The organism is Collinsella sp. OM08-14AT, from assembly GCF_003438115.1.
Classification (GTDB): Bacteria; Actinomycetota; Coriobacteriia; order Coriobacteriales; family Coriobacteriaceae; genus Collinsella.
The window spans coordinates 21,707-38,127 of the sequence record NZ_QSTE01000005.1 but is presented as its reverse complement, the minus strand read 5'-3'; the positions used below and the strand labels follow the sequence as shown (position 1 = coordinate 38,127).

The following is a 16,421-nucleotide window of genomic DNA, read 5'->3' as shown; positions in this document are numbered from 1 at the left end:
AGGGAATCACCATGGCACAGGAATTCACTTTTACCGTTAACGGCGTGGAGCGCACAACGACCCAAAACAAACCGCTGCTGCGCTACCTGCGCGACGACCTGCATATCCATTCCGCCAAGGACGGCTGCTCCGAGGGCGCCTGCGGTACCTGCACCATCCATGTGGACGGCGCGGCCGTCAAGGCCTGCGTGCTGACCACCGCCCTTGCCGCCGGCCGCAACATCGTGACCGTCGAGGGCCTGCCCGAGGACGTGCGCGAGGCGTTTGTGTACGCCTTTGGCGCCGTGGGCGCCGTGCAGTGCGGCTTTTGCATCCCCGGCATGGTCATGGCGGGCGCGGCGCTCATCGCCGAGGACCCCGAGCCCACCGAGGAGCAGATCAAGTACGCCATCCGCGGCAACGTCTGCCGCTGCACCGGCTACAAGAAGATTATCGAGGGCATTTCGCTGGCCGCTGCGGTGCTCCGCGGCGAAAAGCAGATCGACGAGGATCTGGAGCGCGGCGATGACTACGGCGTGGGCAAGCGCGCCTTCCGTATCGACGTGCGCAAGAAGGTGCTCGGCGAGGGCAAGTATCCCGACGACATCGACGAGCTCGATCAGCCGGGCCTGATCTATGCCAGCGCCGTGCGCTCCAAGTATCCGCGCGCCCGCGTGCTCTCCATCGACACCTCCAAGGCCGAGGCCCTGCCCGGTGTGGTGGGCATCCTGCGCGCCGAGGACGTGCCGGTCAACCAGGTCGGCCACCTTATCCAGGACTGGGACGTCATGATCGCCCAGGGCGATATCACCAGCTGCGTGGGCGATGCCATCGTGCTGGTGGTTGCCGAGGACGAGGCGACGCTCGAGAAGGCCAAGAAGCTCGTAAAGATCGATTACGAGCCGCTGGAGCCCGTGCGCAACATTGTCGAGGCCAAGGCCGCCGACGCCCCACGCCTGCATGACAGCTTCTTTGCCTTTGGCAACACGGTGGAGCTTAAGGACAACGTGTGCCAGAGCCGCCATGTGACGCGCGGCGACGCCGCCAAGGCGCTGGCAGAGAGCGCGTTCACCGTGACGCAGCGCTTTACCACGCCCTTTACCGAGCATGCCTTCTTGGAGCCTGAGTGCGCCGTCGCTTTCCCGTACAAGAACGGCGTCAAGGTGCAGTCGACCGACCAGGGCGCCTACGACACGCGCAAAGAGTGTGCCCACATGTTTGGCTGGGACAACGAGCCCGAGCGTGTGGTCGTCGAGACCATGCTCGTGGGTGGCGGCTTTGGCGGTAAGGAGGACGTTTCGATCCAGCACCTGGCCGCGCTTGCTGCCTATAAGCTCCAGCGTCCTGTGAAGTGCAAGCTCACGCGCGCTGAGTCGCTCGCCTTCCATCCCAAGCGCCATGCCATGGATGGCACCTTTACACTGGGCTGCGACGCCGAGGGCAACTTTACCGGCCTGGACTGCGAGATCAACTTTGACACCGGCGCCTACGCGTCGCTGTGCGGCCCGGTGCTCGAGCGCGCCTGCACGCATGCGGTCGGCCCCTACAAGTACCAGAACACCGACATTCGCGGTTTTGGCTACTACACCAACAACCCGCCTGCCGGCGCGTACCGTGGCTTTGGCGTTTGCCAGTCCGAGTTTGCACTCGAGAGTCTGATCGACCTACTGGCCGAGAAGGTCGGCCTGGATCCGTGGGAGATTCGCTACCGTAACGCCATCGAGCCGGGCGAGGTTTTGCCCAACGGCCAGATCGCCGATTGCTCCACGGCGCTTAAGGAGACGCTGCTCGAGGTCAAGGATGCCTATTACGCGCATCCCGGACACGCCGGTATCGCCTGCGCCATGAAGAACGCCGGCGTGGGCGTGGGCCTGCCCGATGCCGGCCGCTGCAAGATCCGCATCGAGAACGGCGTGGCCGTGGTCTACGCCGCTACGTCCGACATCGGCCAGGGCTGCAACACGGTCTTTTTGCAGGACGTTGCCGAGGCATGCGGTCTGCCGCTGAGCTGCATTGCCAACGGCGAGTGCTCCACCGAGAACGCTCCCGACTCCGGCACCACGTCTGGCTCGCGCCAGACGGTCGTGACCGGCGAGGCCGTGCGCGGCGCCGCCTTCCTGCTGCGCGATGCCATGGTTGGCATCGAGGCCGGTAAGCCCGCACCCGATACTCCCGTGAGCGCGCATGGCGACGGCGTCAAGATCGAGTACGACGACGGTCGCGCCTATCAGTTGCGCACGCAGGAGCTCGTCGCCGGTCAGGGTATGCATCCTCAGGATCCTGCGACCGCCATCAAGGCGCTCGAGGGATGCGAGTTTGGCTACGTGTACCTGGAGCCGACCGACAAACTGGGCGCGGATGTTCCCAACCCCAAGAGCCACATCTGCTACGGCTTTGCCACACATGTGGTCATTCTGGACGATGACGGCCGCGTGAGCGAGGTCTATGCCGCGCACGATTCCGGCAAGGTGGTCAACCCCATCTCCATCCAGGGTCAGATCGAAGGCGGCGTGCTCATGGGTATGGGCTATGCGCTTACCGAGGACTGGCCGCTCAAGGACTGCGTGCCCCAGGCAAGATACGGCACGCTCGGGCTGTTCCGTGCGCCCGAGATTCCGGATATCCACGCCATCTACGTGGAGAAGGACGAACTGCTGCCCGTCGCATACGGCGGCAAGGGCATCGGCGAGATCGCAACGATCCCCACGGCGCCCGCCGTGCAGAACGCCTACCGCGCGTTTGACGGCAAGCTACGCCCCGATCTGCCCATGGTGGATACGCCGTACAGCCGCGCCCGTCACCGCGGGTAGGGTAGAGCGCGGACGGTCATTGCTGACGGGCTGTTCGCGCTCAACACCAACTGCATATGCTGTGCCCTTGGCCCCAGCTCCATCGCGAGCCGGGGCCTTTTGTTTGGAGCGCCTCCGCATGCGGAAGCTGCGTCCCAGATTTCGGCTCCAGAATGGGACGTACTTTCCGGAACGGCTCTCAAGCGGAAATTGCATCCCGGAATCAGGCCTCAGAACGGGACACGCTTTCCGGCGGAGGCCTCAAGCGGAAGCTGTGCCCCAGAATCGAGCCCCAGAGTGGGACGTACTTTCCGGATCGGCCTTCAAGCGGAAACTGCGTCCCGGAATCGCTGCTCAGAATGGGATGTATTTTCCTCCTGAGCCTCTGACGGAAACTGCATCCCGGAATTCGGCTCCAGAGTGGGACACGTTTTCCGGAACAGCTCTCAAGCGGAAGCTGCGTCCCGTTCTGAGGCTTGATTCCGGGACACGCTTTCCGCTGGCCCGCCATCCGGAAAGCGTGTCTCGTTTTGAGCGTCCAGACTGGGACGCGCTTTCCGTTGGCGTGGCCGTTGGGAAAACGCGGCCCAGATAGGGGGATGCGATTCGGCGATGCGCGGCCTAGCGGCTCCTACAGCTCCACGTCGTTGAGCCATGTCGGTAGCGCGGTCTGCCGGATGCCTGCCGTCTGCAGCTTTTTGGCGAGCATTCCTGCCGAGCGGACCTCGTTCATGGTAAAGCGCAGCAGAGGGTGACCGTAGAGCGATAGGTGCGCCTCGCGCTGTCGTTCGGCAACGAGCGCCTCGGCGGTGGTGCGTCCGGCCAGCATGGTCTGGTCGGTATATTTGATGAGCCCGTCGAGCTCGCCCAGCGTGAGTTCCCGCGTCTGGCGCTCCCAGGCAAAGTCCGTTCGTATGGGCTTGGCCGAATCGAAGGGGTCCGTCAGCTCGTATTGAAGCCAGTCGGGCGCAAAGCCCGTCTCGATCATGACGGCTCGGGCGACCGATTCTCCACCGCTCTCGGCGCGGGCGTCGGCATATCGAAGTGTCGTGAGGGCAGTGCGAATCGCGCGACCATTGCGGGCGGTCGCTCGTTGTTCGACGGCCTCCATCAACTGCTCTCGCGTAAGGCCGAGCTTTGAGATCGCCGAATCGGCAATGGGCATGCCGTCTGCAAAGCCAGTTTGCAGCAGGCAATCTGTAGCCGTTTGGATGGGCGGCGTTACTGATGTGCCGGATAGACGGATTGCTCCGGCCGGCTCGATCTGATGCCGCTGAATATGCGCGCCCGGGCGAGCCGACGGCTTTGTCGAGCTACAGACATGCACAACGTTCAGATGTCGCCACGAGACCTCGAGCCCCAGCAGGCAGGCGGCCGAAAACGAGCAGAACGTCCAATCGGGGTGGATGATCGCAAGGGCGCGGAGGATTTCGCAATGGCGTTGCGCTCGGTTGAGTTCATCCCAGCGCGTTTTTCGCGCAAACAACCCCGGCATGGGCGAGACAACCGTGCCGCCGGTGCGCCGAAGGAGCGCTTTTCGGATCGCCGTGCTCGGGGGAATCAGACAGCGCCCCTCTTGTTCGGCTTGAGTGAGCAGTTGGTCGATGAGCTGGTCATTGCAATGGGTCATGAGCTACCGCCTCCTTTTGGGTAGCAAAAACGTATCAGCTGGAACTTGCCGCTCAGCTGACCAAAAGCTGACCAAAATCTAACCATGCAGGTAGATGGCCTGCTTTTGGCGACATATTTCTTGTTTGAATCGGTGGGCGGTAATCGGCGACCGTGAACGGTAGCTGGATATGAAGTCTTGGTAAGTTTCGGGACGTGTACTTTTTGAAAAAGAGCATTCTATCTGCTGTTTTGTGTTTCTGGATCGCATATTTGAAGGCATGTGATAAGGCCGGCGGACTGTCGCCTTGTATCTGCGGAAACTGTGACCCGGAATTGCCACTCGGAATGGGACGCGCTTTCAGGACAGCCCTCAACCGGAAACCGCATCCCAGATTTCGGCTCCAAACCGGGATGCGCTTTCCCGGCGGCGTTTCTGGCGGAAATTGCGCCCCGGAATGAGCGCTCAGAGTGGGACATGCTTTCCTAACGAGGCCGCATGCGGAAACTACGTCCCGGATTCGACGCTCAGGACGGGATGCCGTTTCCGATAGAGGCATGGGGTGGAAAGCCTCCCATTTCTAATGTTCAAGAAATGGGAGGCAGCTCATCGCGAGTCGGGGCCTTTTGTTTGGAGCGGAGGCAGCATCCCGGAATTCGGGCAATCCGGTGGTCAGGGGTTGAGCGAGCGTCGCGCTAAGGATGCCAAGCATAAAACCTTCAATGAGAATGGCGTAAAAACTACATTGAAAGTAGCGTAAAATCCGCATTGAGAATGGCGTAATTTCGCATATCGCATGATCGCCCGAGCTTGCACACGGCCTTTTGCGAGCTCTTGCCATGAACGAGAGCCAGGCTGTCACGTACAAGACGCTCATGAAGGATGCCTCGTACGGCGAGGCGGGTCCCGACGAGAGGACCATCGCTGCGTACCTGGACCTCTTCAACAGGCTCAAGCTGACCGAGGACCTGTGCGGATGGGAGCCGCCCATGCGCTCGAAGGCCCGCGTTCGCGTGCGCCCCAAGCGCTACTTCTGCGACCCGTTACTTGCGGCGACGTTGCTGGGGGCTACCCCTGAGCGGCTGCTTGGCGATATGCAAACGTTTGGGATGCTCTTTGAGAACCTCGTTCTGCGCGACGTGCGCGTGTTCCTTTCCACCTACGGCGGTGTCGACAACAGTGTCCATTATTTCCGAGATGAGAAGGGCCTTGAGGTCGATCTGATCGTTGAGCACGACGGGCGCTGAGGAGCCATCGAGGTCAAGCTGAGCGATGCGAAAGTAGACGATGGAGCGAGAAATCTCAAGGCGCTGGAGAGGAAAGTGCTCTCCAATCCTGCCGCCCAGAATGCCGCGCCGGCGTTTTTGCCGGTCGTGGTTGGAAAGGGGAGCATTGCCTACACACGCGACGACGGCGTGGCGGTGATCCCCGTGGCGGCACTTGGGGCGTAGTGTTTTTGCGGGCGTGCCGTGCTTCCTTTACCGAAAATCCATTTGGTAAACCCGGTGCCCGTGGGTAAAATAAGGTCGACGGCAGCCCAAGTAGTGAAGAGCTGGGCAGCGCCGTTGCTTGGATTAAGGGGTCATCGCCTTAGCGGCGTCGACCCCTCTTTTTATGCTTCGTATGCTGCTTGAGTGCCTCGGTAAGTCCGATAAGCGCCGTGAGGAGCGAGACCAAAGCGGTCAGGAGCTTCACAAAATCAGTCAGATCGGTCATGGGCATCACCTCCCGTCGCATGGAGGGCGCTGCCCGGCACATGGAACTGCCGTCAACAATAACCAGTCTATCAAACTGCAGCCATAAATACGAATATATGTTCGATAATAACAGCGACGTGACCATCTCAAAGCGCAGCTTTACGCAAGGATGCCGGAAAGCTGCACTGTGCGATTTCATGTCCGCACGGGCAGCTACACTTGCTGTGATATGACCGTTCGAGAAACGAGCGGCAAGCAACGGAGAGAGGCCCTAACCGTGTCAGCTGAAAAGATGCCGGGTGTCTCGGCTATCGATACGACGAACTTTGCGCGCCAGATTGTGCTGGACTTTGAGTTTGCGCCGGTGCCAAAGCAGCGTCAGCGCCGTGGACTGTGCAATGAGATTATCGAGGCCGGCACCGTCAAGCTCGATTACCACGGCAACGTTATGGGCGAGTTCTCGCAGTTTGTACAGACGGAATTTACCGAAGGCGTTGCGTTCCCCGTTCGCGAGCTCACAGGGATATCGGCCGTGGGCACCGCGATGGCCGATCCGCTCTACATGGTGATCAAAAGGCTCAGCGATTGGATCGGGCGCTACTCCGCCCAGGTGGTCTGTTGGAGCGGGGCGGATCGTCGACAGCTTTTGATCGAGTGCCAAGCAAAGCACATCGATCTTTCCGCATTTCCTACGGACTGGGCCGACCTGCAGGCGTTTTACACCTCGATCATGGACATGAGCAGCCACGGGTGCGTCTCTTTGAGTGACGCAGCGACGTGGTTTGGCATCGAGTTCGACGAGTCGACGGGTCACGCCCACAGCGCTCTGGCCGATGCGCGCGTGACCGCCAAGCTGCTCAAGCAGATGATGGACGGGGACTACCGCGTGAGCCCGCGCGCCCAGGAGGTCCGTCAACGGTGGGGGATGGGCGAGCGAGCTCAGACGCGCCTTTCCAGCAAGTGCTCCGAGCTGGGCGACCTGCTGCTAAAGCTGAAGGCGGAGGGGGTAGGCCTTTTGAGAACGCCATTCGGTTTGGCATGGCGGGGCTGTAAGCGCGAGCCCGCCCTGCTGTTTGAATCGAAGCGTCAACCAGTATGACGAGCTGTCTGGCCTGTCTGCCTACGCCCCCGCAATCCCGCGGGCCGCACTCAACAGCTCATACTCCCTCTGGCTCCACTAGTACAGCTCGGCCGTGCGTACGGCGTCGCGGCACAGGTCCAGGAATGCCTCGGCTCCCTCGCAGAAGCACTCTCGGGCAAAGGCGCCGGATCCGTCCGCAACGCATATGCCGTCAGCAAAGAGCTTCCAGCTAGACGGCTCGCGAGAGTCGTCTCCAAGCAGCTTGATCTGCAGCACGTGCGGGCTGCCGGCGGCGCAGAGTTCTTCCTAGAGCACCTGCACCGTAAAGCGCATCTGGTGGGAGAGGCTGCTCTTGATCATGGCCGAGGCGTAGCCATTTGGCTTATCCAGAAGATGCATGTGATTCGGTTTGACGATCAGGTTGTGGAAGTTACGCTCGCTGCGCACGGAGAAATTGTCCATACGGACTCCTTTCATCGATGTTGGCAGGGCCACCGTGCCTCTTGGCCGGTTGGCGTCGGGATCGTGGAGCCAACTCTCTACCCCGACTCTGGATAAAATGCGCCCGCTCCTTGCGGGCAAGAGGAAGTCTATCAACGTGTACGGACAGAAATCAAGCGCCGCCTGCGAAATGACGCGTGAACGGCGTTGGTTTCCCAAGTGATTATTCGGCTTTCATCCGGAAAAGTGTCGAAATCAGCCGTGTAAAAGTACGGAAAAGTGTCGAAATAGGCACCTTAAAACTTCGGAAAAGTGTAGCTGGATGACAAAACAGCACTTAGAAGCCGGTGCTGGATGCGGGATCCTGCGGCCGCCTTCAGCTCTCGCTACTCATCGTCTCCGTCGTTGGGGTCGCCCTTGAGGGTGTTGATGTCCAGGTACTCGTCATCGTTCTCTTTTTGCTGGGTCTCCGACTCCGCTTGGGTGGGGCCGGAGAACAGCCGGAATCCCTCAAACGCAATGACGCCGAGCAGGGCAATGACAATGGCGATAAAGGCAACCTTGACTGCCTGCGGAAATTCCGAAAAACGCAGCGCCTTTTCCTCGGCGTAATAATCGGCGAAGCGCTCGTCGCCCGTGCTTTTGGTATACGCCGGCGCGGACGCGGCCTCCGGGTCATATTCCGGTGCAGGCGTGGCAGCGTACGGATCGTTGAGATAATCGCTCGATGCGGTGCCATAATCCTCGGTCTCGATGCGATCGGTGCCAGCATAGCCATCGGAATAATCGGAATATGCCGCACCGCCCTCATAGTCCGCGGCGCTCGTGTTGGCGGCAAAAAGCGGGTTAACTGGAACGTCGAGCGCCGGCATGCCGGTAGAGGTCTCATCCAGATCGGCTGCAGCCCAGGAATCGTAGGCAACCTGATGGGCAACGGGCTCATCGAGCCTTGTGACCGGAGACTTGCGTGCCGCAGGAACGGGCAACTGCTGGGCGCTGTACATAACGGTGCTGTCGGCCGATTTGCTCCGCGTCGCCGCAGCGAGAAATGCCGCCGTCTCGGACGGGTCGCTTGCGGGGCGGGGAGCGGGTGTGGGCGCCGAAATGGGTGCGGGCGTAGACGCGGGCGTCGAAACAGGCGGCTGCGCAGGAGTCGGCGCAGATGCGGGCTTAGGCGCAAGTGCGGGATTGGGGCTTGACGGGCGAGCCCCGCCGCCCATGAGTTCGTCGGCGGTCCACGGGCGATCATCCATCACGTCGTCAAGGCTCAGCGAAAACAGGTCGTCTTCACCCTCATCGAACATGCGGTGCACATGTCCACCAATTGCCGGAATCAATCCGCGACCGGTGCATGATGCCTTGCTCAACGCCATTCTGTTCCACCCTTTCGAAATACTAATGACATCGATTATATGGAACTTCCCAAGCGGCTCGGTCTTGGATTCATGCTTTCCAGAACTCGCGCCCAAAAGGGGAGGGACAATCCAGGCGAGTGCCTACTTGTCGTCGGCCGCCGCCTTGGCCTCATTGAGGTAGCTATAGAAGCTGTACTTGGAGATGCCAAAGAACTCGCAGGCGCGCTCGCTCGACTTGGAAATGAGGAAGGCGCCGCGACGGTCGAGGTAGCCAATGGCGCGAATGCGCTCATCTTTGGTCATGAGCGCCGCGGGCTTGCCCACAAACTGCTCGCACTCGTGCAGCAGGTCCTCGAGCAGGTCGCCGATGTTCTTGGTAATTGGCTCTGGCTCGGTGTAGCCCGTGCCGCCGGTGCCGGTAAAGGCGTCGAGCGAACGCTCAAAAGCCTTCATAAGCGTAATGTCAAAGTTGATGCCCAAAATGCCGACGGGCTTGCCTTCGTCGTTGCGGATAAAGATGGTCGAGGACTTGAGCAGCTTGCCATCGGTGGTTTTAGTGAGGTACGGCTCGCGGTCGTGTACGTCGGTGGTGCCCTCGTGCATGGACTCAAACACGATATGGCTGGGGCCGTCACCCAGTTTGCGCCCGCTGACGTGGCCATTTTCGATCACTACGATGGAGTGGTCCACGTCCTCGGTCTCCAGATCGTGGACGACGACTTCGCAGTTGGGGCCAAATTGGAGCGCCAGACCGTGTGCAAGGCGCTTGTAAAACTCAATCTGTGCGGGGGTCATGGGTGCCTTCCTAAAAATTTGTTTGGGCACACTTTGCCATAAACCACACTTGTTCGCAAATAACGAAAGCGTTGCTGCGTTATGTGACCGTTTGGCGGCGAAAAGGTACCGATTGCGGCAACAAACAATTTGTTAGGTTATCCAATCAAAAAGTGTGATAGAACATTGCTAACAAACTTTTTGTTTGGCATCCACATAAAAGTTCAGCCGTGTGAATGGGATCGGGCTGAAACGCGTATGCGGGGGCCGGCAAGAGAGGACTTAAGGAGTTCACCGTATGGCCGATAAGATCCAGTGGGCGGGCAACACGATGCCCAAGAGCGATGACAAGCACTTGGGAATCATGAGCCTCGACCACGTGAAGAAGGCCCGCGCCTTCCACCAGTCGTTCCCTCAGTACACCGTTACTCCGCTTGCCCGCCTGGACGGCCAGGCCGCGCGCCTGGGCCTGTCCAACCTGTGCGTTAAGGACGAGAGCTATCGCTTTGGCCTCAACGCCTTTAAGGTCCTGGGCGGCTCGTTTGCCATGGCCAACTATATTGCCGACGAGACCGGCAAGGACGTTGCCGACTGCACCTTCGATTACCTGACCTCCGATCAGCTGGCCGAGGACTTTGGCCAGGCTACCTTCTTTACCGCCACCGACGGCAACCATGGCCGCGGCGTGGCATGGGCTGCCAACAAGCTGGGCCAGAAGGCCGTCGTGCACATGCCCAAGGGTTCCACCAAGCCCCGCTTCGATAACATTGCCGCCGAGGGCGCCACGGTGACCATCGAAGAGGTCAACTACGACGAGTGCGTGCGCATGGCCGCCGCCGAGGCCGACGCCTGCGAGCGCGGCGTCATCGTTCAGGACACCGCCTGGGAGGGCTACGAGAAGATCCCGTCCTGGATCATGGAGGGTTACGGCACCATGGCTTCCGAGGCTGCCGAGCAGCTGCGCGAGATGGCTATCAACCGCCCGACGCACGTCTTTGTCCAGGCTGGCGTAGGCTCGCTCGCCGGCGCCGTGGTGGGCTACTTCACCAACCTGTATCCCGATAACCCGCCCACCTTCGTCGTGGTTGAGTGCGCACCGGCCGCCTGCCTGTACAAGGGCGCTGCCGCCGGCGACGGAGATCCGCGCATCGTGGACGGTGACATGCCCTCCATCATGGCCGGCCTGTGCTGCGGCGAGCCCAACATCTTGGGCTGGGATATCCTGCGCAACCACACCACCGCCTTCGTGTCCTGCCCCGACTGGGTCACCGCTCGCGGCATGCGCACCCTGGGCGCTCCCGAGAAGGGCGACCCGCGCGTCATCTCCGGCGAGTCCGGCGCAGTGACCACCGGTCTGGTCGAGACCCTCATGCTCGACCCCGAGTACGCCGAGCTCAAGGAGCTCATCGGCCTGGACAAGACGAGCTCCGTGCTCTGCTTCTCCACCGAGGGCGACACCGATCCGGATCAGTACCGTCGCATCGTCTGGGAGGGCGAGTACCCGACTTGCTAGCAGGCTGACCTGTCCGGAGGCAGCCGGAGGACTTTACTCCCTGCTCGGACAGTCCTGCTCGCACGGAGAGCACATTAAGTGCTCTCCGGCTCGTGCGGAACTCGCGACGGAGCAAAGTCCTCCGTCCGCCTCCTATGGTTGCTTGCTTGCCGGGTGCTCGACCTCACGCTGCTTGGCACAAGTGATCTATCTGAAATATCTACCTGTAGGTAAACCCTTGTAGAAAGGTTGACTGTTATGACTAAGGAACTCGATTTCGAGGCAATTAAAAACGCTGCTGAGTCTCACCGCGCTGACATGACCCGCTTCCTGCGCGCCATGATCTCGCACCCCTCTGAGTCCTGCGAGGAGGGCGAGGTTGTCGCTTGCATCAAGGCCGAGATGGAGAGCCTTGGCTATGACGAGGTCAAGGTCGATGGCTTGGGTAACGTCATGGGCTTTATGGGCGAGGGCGACAAGATCATCGCCATCGACTCCCACATCGACACCGTCGGCATCGGCAACATCGAGAACTGGGATGCCGATCCCTATGAGGGCTACGAGACCGACGAGATCATCTACGGCCGCGGCGGCTCTGACCAGGAGGGCGGTATGGCTTCTGCTACCTACGCTGCCAAGATGATGAAGGACATGGGCCTCATCCCCGAGGGCTACAAGATCATGGTCGTCGGCACCGTCCAGGAAGAGGACTGCGACGGCATGTGCTGGCAGTACATCTACAACAAGGACGGCATTAAGCCCGAGTTCGTCATTTCCACCGAGCCTACCGACGGCGGCATCTATCGCGGTCACCGCGGCCGCATGGAGATCCGCGTCGACGTTCACGGCACCTCCTGCCACGGCTCCGCTCCCGACCGCGGCGACAACGCCATTTACAAAATGGCCGACATCATCGCCGACGTCCGCGCCCTCAACAACAACGGCTGCGACGAGTCGACCGACATCAAGGGCCTCGTCAAGATGCTCGACCCCAAGTACAACCCCGAGCACTTCGAGGACGCCCGCTTCCTGGGCCGCGGCACCTGCACCGTCAGCCAGATCTTCTACACCAGCCCCAGCCGCTGCGCTGTCGCTGACTCCTGCGCCATCTCCATCGACCGTCGCATGACCGCCGGCGAGACCTGGGAGTCCTGCCTGGACGAGATCCGCAACCTGCCGGCCGCCAAGAAGTACGGCGACGACGTGAAGGTCTCCATGTACATGTACGACCGTCCGTCCTGGACCGGCGAGGTTTACGAGACCGAGGCTTACTTCCCCACGTGGATCAACAAGGAGACCGCTCCGCACGTCAAGGCCCTCGTCGACGCCCACAAGGCCATGTTCGGTGACGAGCGCATCGGCTGCGAGCCCAGCATGGACAAGCGCACCGGTCGTCCGCTGTGCGACAAGTGGACCTTCTCCACGAACTGCGTTTCCATCCAGGGCCGCTATGGCATCCCCTGCGTTGGCTTTGGCCCGGGTGCCGAGTCTCAGGCTCACGCTCCCAACGAGGTCACCTACAAGGACGACCTGGTCACCGCTGCTGCCATGTACGTGGCTGCCCTGAACCTCTACGATCCGAGCCAGGCCGATGGCGACGCTACCGTGTTCCGCGCTGGTCTGACCAACAACAAGATCGACTAGTCCCATTCCTTGATCTTGTTGAGCCGGGGACAGCCTGTGTCCCCGGCACCCCCTGTTGACTTGGGGCCCGCGGTCGTTATCTCCCATGCTTCCTCAACGGTAGCGGGTCCTCGTCATAGTGCTCTGCATGTTCTAGCCACACGCGCATGCCGGGGCACATCCACTCATTGCGATCGTTTCACCTTTAGAAAGGACATTTACATGGACGCTAAGTTTACCGAGCTCGTCGAGCAGCTGAACGGCCTCGATTTTAAGGGCATGTACGGCAGCGACTTCCTGCACACCTGGGACAAGACCACCGATGAGCTCAAGGCGCTCTACATCGTCGCCGACGCCCTGCGCGAGCTGCGCGAGAACAACGTTTCGTCCAAGATCTTCGATTCGGGTCTGGCCGTCTCGCTGTTCCGTGACAACTCCACCCGTACGCGCTTCTCCTTCTCTAAGGCAGCCAACCTGCTCGGCCTTGAGCTGCAGGACCTGGACGAGAAGAAGTCCCAGATCGCTCACGGCGAGACCGTCCGCGAGACCGCTACCATGATCTCCTTCATGGCCGACGTCATTGGCATCCGCGACGACATGTACATCGGCAAGGGCGACGCCTACATGGCCGAGGTCTCCGAGTCCGTGCAGCAGGCCTACGAGGACGGCGTTCTGGATCACCGTCCCACGCTCATCTCCCTGCAGTCCGACTCCGATCACCCCACGCAGTCCTCTGCCGACATGCTCTACCTCATCAACGAGTTTGGCGGCCTCGAGAACCTCAAGGGCAAGAAGGTTGCTGTCACCTGGGCCTACTCGCCCTCTTACGGCAAGCCGCTGTCCTGCCCGCAGTCGCTGATCAGCCTGCTGCCCCGCTTTGGCATGGACGTCACCCTGGCCCACCCCGAGGGCTACGACCTCATGCCCGAGGTCGTCGAGCGCGCTAAGGGCTACGCCGCCGAGTCCGGCACCACCTTTAAGCAGGTCAACACCATGGCCGAGGCCTTCGAGGGCGCCGACATCGTGATCCCCAAGAGCTGGGCTCCGTTTGCCGCCATGGAGAAGCGTACCAACCTGTACGCCGAGGGCGACGACGCCGGCATCGCTGCGCTCGAGAAGGAGCTGCTCGCTCAGAACGCTACGCATCAGGATTGGTGCTCCACGACCGAGCTCATGGAGAAGACTGCCAACGGCCAGGACACCATCTTTATGCACCCGCTGCCCGCCGACATCTCCGGTGTCTCTTGCGAGCACGGCGAGGTCAACGCCGACGTCTTCGACATGCACCGTGTGGGCATGTACAAGGAGGCCAGCTACAAGCCGTACGCTATCGCAGCCATGATGTTCCTGCAGAAGGTTGCCGATCCCGCCGCTACCCTCAAGGCCCTCGACGAGCGCAACACCGCCCGTTGGTTCCAGGCCTAAAGCCGGGTTGAGGTAAGCCATGTAAAAGGGGCACTCTGCCAACCGGCGGGGTGCCCCCTTTTTTGCATCGTGGGCGTGCGGGATAAGCGCTTTCGATGCAGATGCCCCACGGCGCGAGTTATGGGTACGATGGTTTCAGGGGAGGTATCGCCATGAAACTTGGTTGCGTCATTATGGCCTCGGGCGAGGGCAAGCGGTTTGGCTCTAACAAGATGCTCGCCGATATCTATGGCGAGCCGCTGATTGCCCGGACCATCGATTCGGTCCCCGGGGGCTTTGATGTTGTGGTTTCGACGCGTTGGCCCGAGGTCGCTCAGATTTGCGAGGACAAGCATTGCCCGTGCGTGCTGCACGATGGCGAGTTGCGCAGCGAAAGCGTCCGTGCGGGCCTTTCGTGGGGAGTCGAACGCAACTGGAAAGGTTGCCTCTTTTTGCCGGGCGACCAGCCGCTCGTGAGTTTGGATTCTTTTGAGGCTATGGTTCGTGCATTTGACGAGCGTGGCCGCAAGCATCCGGTGCGTCTTGCGTGCAACGGTGAGCCTTCGAGCCCGGTGCTCTTCCCAAGGCGACTGTTCCCTTCGCTCGTGCTTCTCGAGGGCAAGGACGGTGGTGGGTCGATTATCAAGGGCCGCACCGACGTTGCGTTAGTCGAGGCGCGTGCCTACGAGCTGTGGGACGTCGATACCGCCAAGGGACAGCGACGCATAACGGAGCATATCGCCGCCTGCTCGTATTTTGATCGCGTGGCCAACTGCATCAATCAATAAGGAGCAATTATGATCATCATCAAAAACGGCGCGCTCGTGACGCCCCAGGGGCTTCGCCGCGCCGATCTTGCCATGGAGGGCGACAAGATTGTGCGGATCGCCGCAGCGATTGAGCCGGCCGAGGGCGATACCGTCCAGGACGCCACGGACTGTTGGGTGTTCCCCGGCTTTATCGACGGCCACACGCACATGCAGTGCTGGACCGGCATGGATTGGACGGCCGATAGCTTTGAGACCGGTACGCGTGCGGCTGCCTGCGGCGGTACGACGACCATCGTGGACTACGCGACGGCCGATCGCGGCGTGACCATGCCCGATGCCCTTGCCGAGTGGCATCATCGCGCTGACGGCACCTGCACGGCAAACTACGCTTTTCATATGGCACTCGCCGAGTGGAATGAGCGCAACCGCGCCGATCTTTCGGCCATGCGCGAGGCGGGCGTGTCGTCGTTTAAGACCTATTTTGCCTATGACCACCTGCGCTTGGACGATGCCGAGACGCTCGAGGTGCTGGAGGAGCTCAAGCGCGTGGGCAGTATCCTGTGCGTGCATTGCGAGAACGGCACGTTGGTGAATGAACTGCAGAAGCGCGTGTACGAGCAGGGGGTTCATGGGCCCGAGGGGCATGCGCTCAGCCGTCCGGACGTGTGTGAGGCCGAGGCCGTGAGCCGCCTGCTGTATCTGGCGCACTTGGCCGGGGACGCTCCGGTCAATGTGGTGCATCTTTCGACCAAGCTGGGACTCGAGGCCATCCGCGCTGCCAAAGCACGCGGGCAGAAGAATATCTATGTCGAGACCTGCCCTCAGTATCTGATGCTCGACGACACCTGCTATCTGGAGCAGGGCGAGGACGGCTTTGCGGGCGCCAAGTACGTGATGAGCCCGCCGCTGCGCCATGCCGGTGACCGTGCCGCGCTGCGCGAGGCGCTTGTGGCTGGCGAGATCGATACTATTGCGACCGATCATTGCAGCTTTAACCTGCACGGGCAAAAGGACCGAGGACGCGATGATTTCCGCGCGATTCCCAACGGCGGGCCCGGCGTGGAGCATCGTCCCGTTGCGATTGCCACGAGCTTTGAGGGACAGCTGGGTCCCGAGGATCTGTGCCGCTTGATGAGCGAGAATCCGGCGCGCGTTTTTGGCATGTATCCGCGCAAGGGCTGTCTTGCCGAGGGCGCCGATGCCGACGTATGCGTGTGGGATCCGTGCGCGCGTTGGACGATCAGCGCCGCGACGCAGCATCAGGCCGTGGACTACACGCCGCTCGAGGGCTTTGAGGCACATGGCCGCGCCAAGGCCGTGTTTGTGAACGGCGTGCTGGCGGCACGCGACGGCGAGCCCACCGGAGCCCAACCCGGCCGCTACGTGCCCCGCTAGCGGCAAAGATGT

Annotated in this window: 16 protein-coding genes and 1 riboswitch; of the genes, 10 read left to right on the top strand and 6 right to left on the bottom strand. The window is 61.2% G+C overall.

All coding sequences use genetic code 11. The features are described 5' to 3' along the window. Positions 1–11: 11 nt before the first annotated feature. On the top strand, positions 12–2,789 hold the full coding sequence (xdh, locus tag DXC18_RS04200; RefSeq protein ID WP_117716421.1) for a selenium-dependent xanthine dehydrogenase: 2,778 nt from the start codon (positions 12–14) through the stop codon (positions 2,787–2,789). A 610-nt stretch (positions 2,790–3,399) separates the two neighbouring features. On the opposite strand, the gene DXC18_RS04195 is transcribed toward xdh, so the two are convergent. Beyond that, a complete protein-coding gene (locus DXC18_RS04195; protein ID WP_117639617.1) occupies positions 3,400–4,398 on the bottom strand; it encodes a hypothetical protein in 999 nt (332 codons plus the stop codon). A gap of 562 nt (positions 4,399–4,960) precedes the next feature. On the opposite strand from DXC18_RS04195, the gene DXC18_RS10555 reads away from it, so the two are divergent. The 3 genes from DXC18_RS10555 (at position 4,961) to DXC18_RS10780 (ending at position 5,828) form a co-directional block, all read left to right on the top strand. Continuing rightward, a complete protein-coding gene (locus tag DXC18_RS10555; protein ID WP_199412195.1) occupies positions 4,961–5,137 on the top strand; it encodes a hypothetical protein in 177 nt (58 codons plus the stop codon). Between the two features lie 79 nt (positions 5,138–5,216). Next, positions 5,217–5,624, top strand: coding sequence for a DUF4143 domain-containing protein (locus tag DXC18_RS10665; RefSeq protein WP_233508999.1), 408 nt, complete (start codon positions 5,217–5,219; stop codon positions 5,622–5,624). Positions 5,625–5,699: 75 nt separating this feature from the next. Next, complete coding sequence (locus DXC18_RS10780; protein ID WP_255413455.1) at positions 5,700–5,828, top strand: hypothetical protein; 129 nt, start codon at positions 5,700–5,702, stop codon at positions 5,826–5,828. Positions 5,829–5,967: 139 nt separating this feature from the next. Here DXC18_RS10780 and DXC18_RS10775 read toward each other — a convergent pair whose 3' ends face one another. Beyond that, complete coding sequence (locus DXC18_RS10775; protein ID WP_255413174.1) at positions 5,968–6,093, bottom strand: hypothetical protein; 126 nt, start codon at positions 6,091–6,093, stop codon at positions 5,968–5,970. 258 nt (positions 6,094–6,351) lie between these two features. Here DXC18_RS10775 and DXC18_RS04185 point away from each other — a divergent pair, with 258 nt between their 5' ends. Continuing rightward, positions 6,352–7,173, top strand: a complete 822-nt coding sequence (locus DXC18_RS04185; protein WP_158549259.1) for a 3'-5' exonuclease — start codon at positions 6,352–6,354, stop codon at positions 7,171–7,173. Between the two features lie 78 nt (positions 7,174–7,251). On the opposite strand, the gene DXC18_RS04180 is transcribed toward DXC18_RS04185, so the two are convergent. The 4 genes from DXC18_RS04180 to DXC18_RS04165 form a co-directional block, all read right to left on the bottom strand. Further along, complete coding sequence (locus DXC18_RS04180; protein ID WP_117639623.1) at positions 7,252–7,431, bottom strand: hypothetical protein; 180 nt, start codon at positions 7,429–7,431, stop codon at positions 7,252–7,254. 30 nt (positions 7,432–7,461) lie between these two features. Then, on the bottom strand, positions 7,462–7,617 hold the full coding sequence (locus DXC18_RS10425) for a hypothetical protein (protein WP_158549261.1): 156 nt from the start codon (positions 7,615–7,617) through the stop codon (positions 7,462–7,464). Positions 7,618–7,625: 8 nt separating this feature from the next. Then, a riboswitch (SAM riboswitch) is annotated at positions 7,626–7,716 on the bottom strand. A 266-nt stretch (positions 7,717–7,982) separates the two neighbouring features. Beyond that, the gene (locus DXC18_RS10420; RefSeq protein WP_158551962.1) at positions 7,983–8,969 is read right to left on the bottom strand and encodes a hypothetical protein; all 987 of its coding nucleotides are present in this window, start codon (positions 8,967–8,969) and stop codon (positions 7,983–7,985) included. A 123-nt stretch (positions 8,970–9,092) separates the two neighbouring features. After that, entirely contained in the window at positions 9,093–9,746 is a 654-nt protein-coding gene (locus DXC18_RS04165; RefSeq protein ID WP_117583047.1) for a transcriptional regulator, read from the bottom strand. 277 nt (positions 9,747–10,023) lie between these two features. On the opposite strand from DXC18_RS04165, the gene dpaL reads away from it, so the two are divergent. The 5 genes from dpaL to hydA all read left to right on the top strand — a co-directional run bounded on the left by dpaL (position 10,024) and on the right by hydA (position 16,409). Then, entirely contained in the window at positions 10,024–11,238 is a 1,215-nt protein-coding gene (dpaL, locus tag DXC18_RS04160; protein ID WP_117583046.1) for a diaminopropionate ammonia-lyase, read from the top strand. Between the two features lie 237 nt (positions 11,239–11,475). Then, the gene (locus DXC18_RS04155; protein WP_117564174.1) at positions 11,476–12,861 is read left to right on the top strand and encodes a YgeY family selenium metabolism-linked hydrolase; all 1,386 of its coding nucleotides are present in this window, start codon (positions 11,476–11,478) and stop codon (positions 12,859–12,861) included. Between the two features lie 201 nt (positions 12,862–13,062). After that, positions 13,063–14,265 (top strand): knotted carbamoyltransferase YgeW, encoded by a 1,203-nt coding sequence (gene ygeW / locus DXC18_RS04150; RefSeq protein ID WP_055252229.1) that lies wholly within the window; start codon positions 13,063–13,065, stop codon positions 14,263–14,265. 152 nt (positions 14,266–14,417) lie between these two features. Further along, positions 14,418–15,032: a nucleotidyltransferase family protein gene (locus DXC18_RS04145; protein ID WP_158549265.1), complete on the top strand. Its 615-nt coding sequence runs from the start codon at positions 14,418–14,420 to the stop codon at positions 15,030–15,032. Positions 15,033–15,041: 9 nt separating this feature from the next. Next, complete coding sequence (gene hydA, locus DXC18_RS04140) at positions 15,042–16,409, top strand: dihydropyrimidinase (protein ID WP_117716419.1); 1,368 nt, start codon at positions 15,042–15,044, stop codon at positions 16,407–16,409. Positions 16,410–16,421 lie beyond the last annotated feature (12 nt).

Bases quoted from the DNA above. Each gene is read 5' to 3' on its own strand.
- DXC18_RS10425 (WP_158549261.1), bottom strand. From the start codon at position 7,617: ATGGACAATTTCTCCGTGCGCAGCGAGCGTAACTTCCACAACCTGATC.
- hydA (WP_117716419.1), top strand. From the start codon at position 15,042: ATGATCATCATCAAAAACGGCGCGCTCGTGACGCCCCAGGGGCTTCGC.
- DXC18_RS04165 (WP_117583047.1), bottom strand. From the start codon at position 9,746: ATGACCCCCGCACAGATTGAGTTTTACAAGCGCCTTGCACACGGTCTG.
- DXC18_RS04145 (WP_158549265.1), top strand. From the start codon at position 14,418: ATGAAACTTGGTTGCGTCATTATGGCCTCGGGCGAGGGCAAGCGGTTT.
- ygeW (WP_055252229.1), top strand. From the start codon at position 13,063: ATGGACGCTAAGTTTACCGAGCTCGTCGAGCAGCTGAACGGCCTCGAT.
- dpaL (WP_117583046.1), top strand. From the start codon at position 10,024: ATGGCCGATAAGATCCAGTGGGCGGGCAACACGATGCCCAAGAGCGAT.
- xdh (WP_117716421.1), top strand. From the start codon at position 12: ATGGCACAGGAATTCACTTTTACCGTTAACGGCGTGGAGCGCACAACG.
- DXC18_RS10555 (WP_199412195.1), top strand. From the start codon at position 4,961: ATGTTCAAGAAATGGGAGGCAGCTCATCGCGAGTCGGGGCCTTTTGTT.
- DXC18_RS10665 (WP_233508999.1), top strand. From the start codon at position 5,217: ATGAACGAGAGCCAGGCTGTCACGTACAAGACGCTCATGAAGGATGCC.
- DXC18_RS04155 (WP_117564174.1), top strand. From the start codon at position 11,476: ATGACTAAGGAACTCGATTTCGAGGCAATTAAAAACGCTGCTGAGTCT.
- DXC18_RS10775 (WP_255413174.1), bottom strand. From the start codon at position 6,093: ATGACCGATCTGACTGATTTTGTGAAGCTCCTGACCGCTTTGGTCTCG.
- DXC18_RS10420 (WP_158551962.1), bottom strand. From the start codon at position 8,969: ATGGCGTTGAGCAAGGCATCATGCACCGGTCGCGGATTGATTCCGGCA.
- DXC18_RS04195 (WP_117639617.1), bottom strand. From the start codon at position 4,398: ATGACCCATTGCAATGACCAGCTCATCGACCAACTGCTCACTCAAGCC.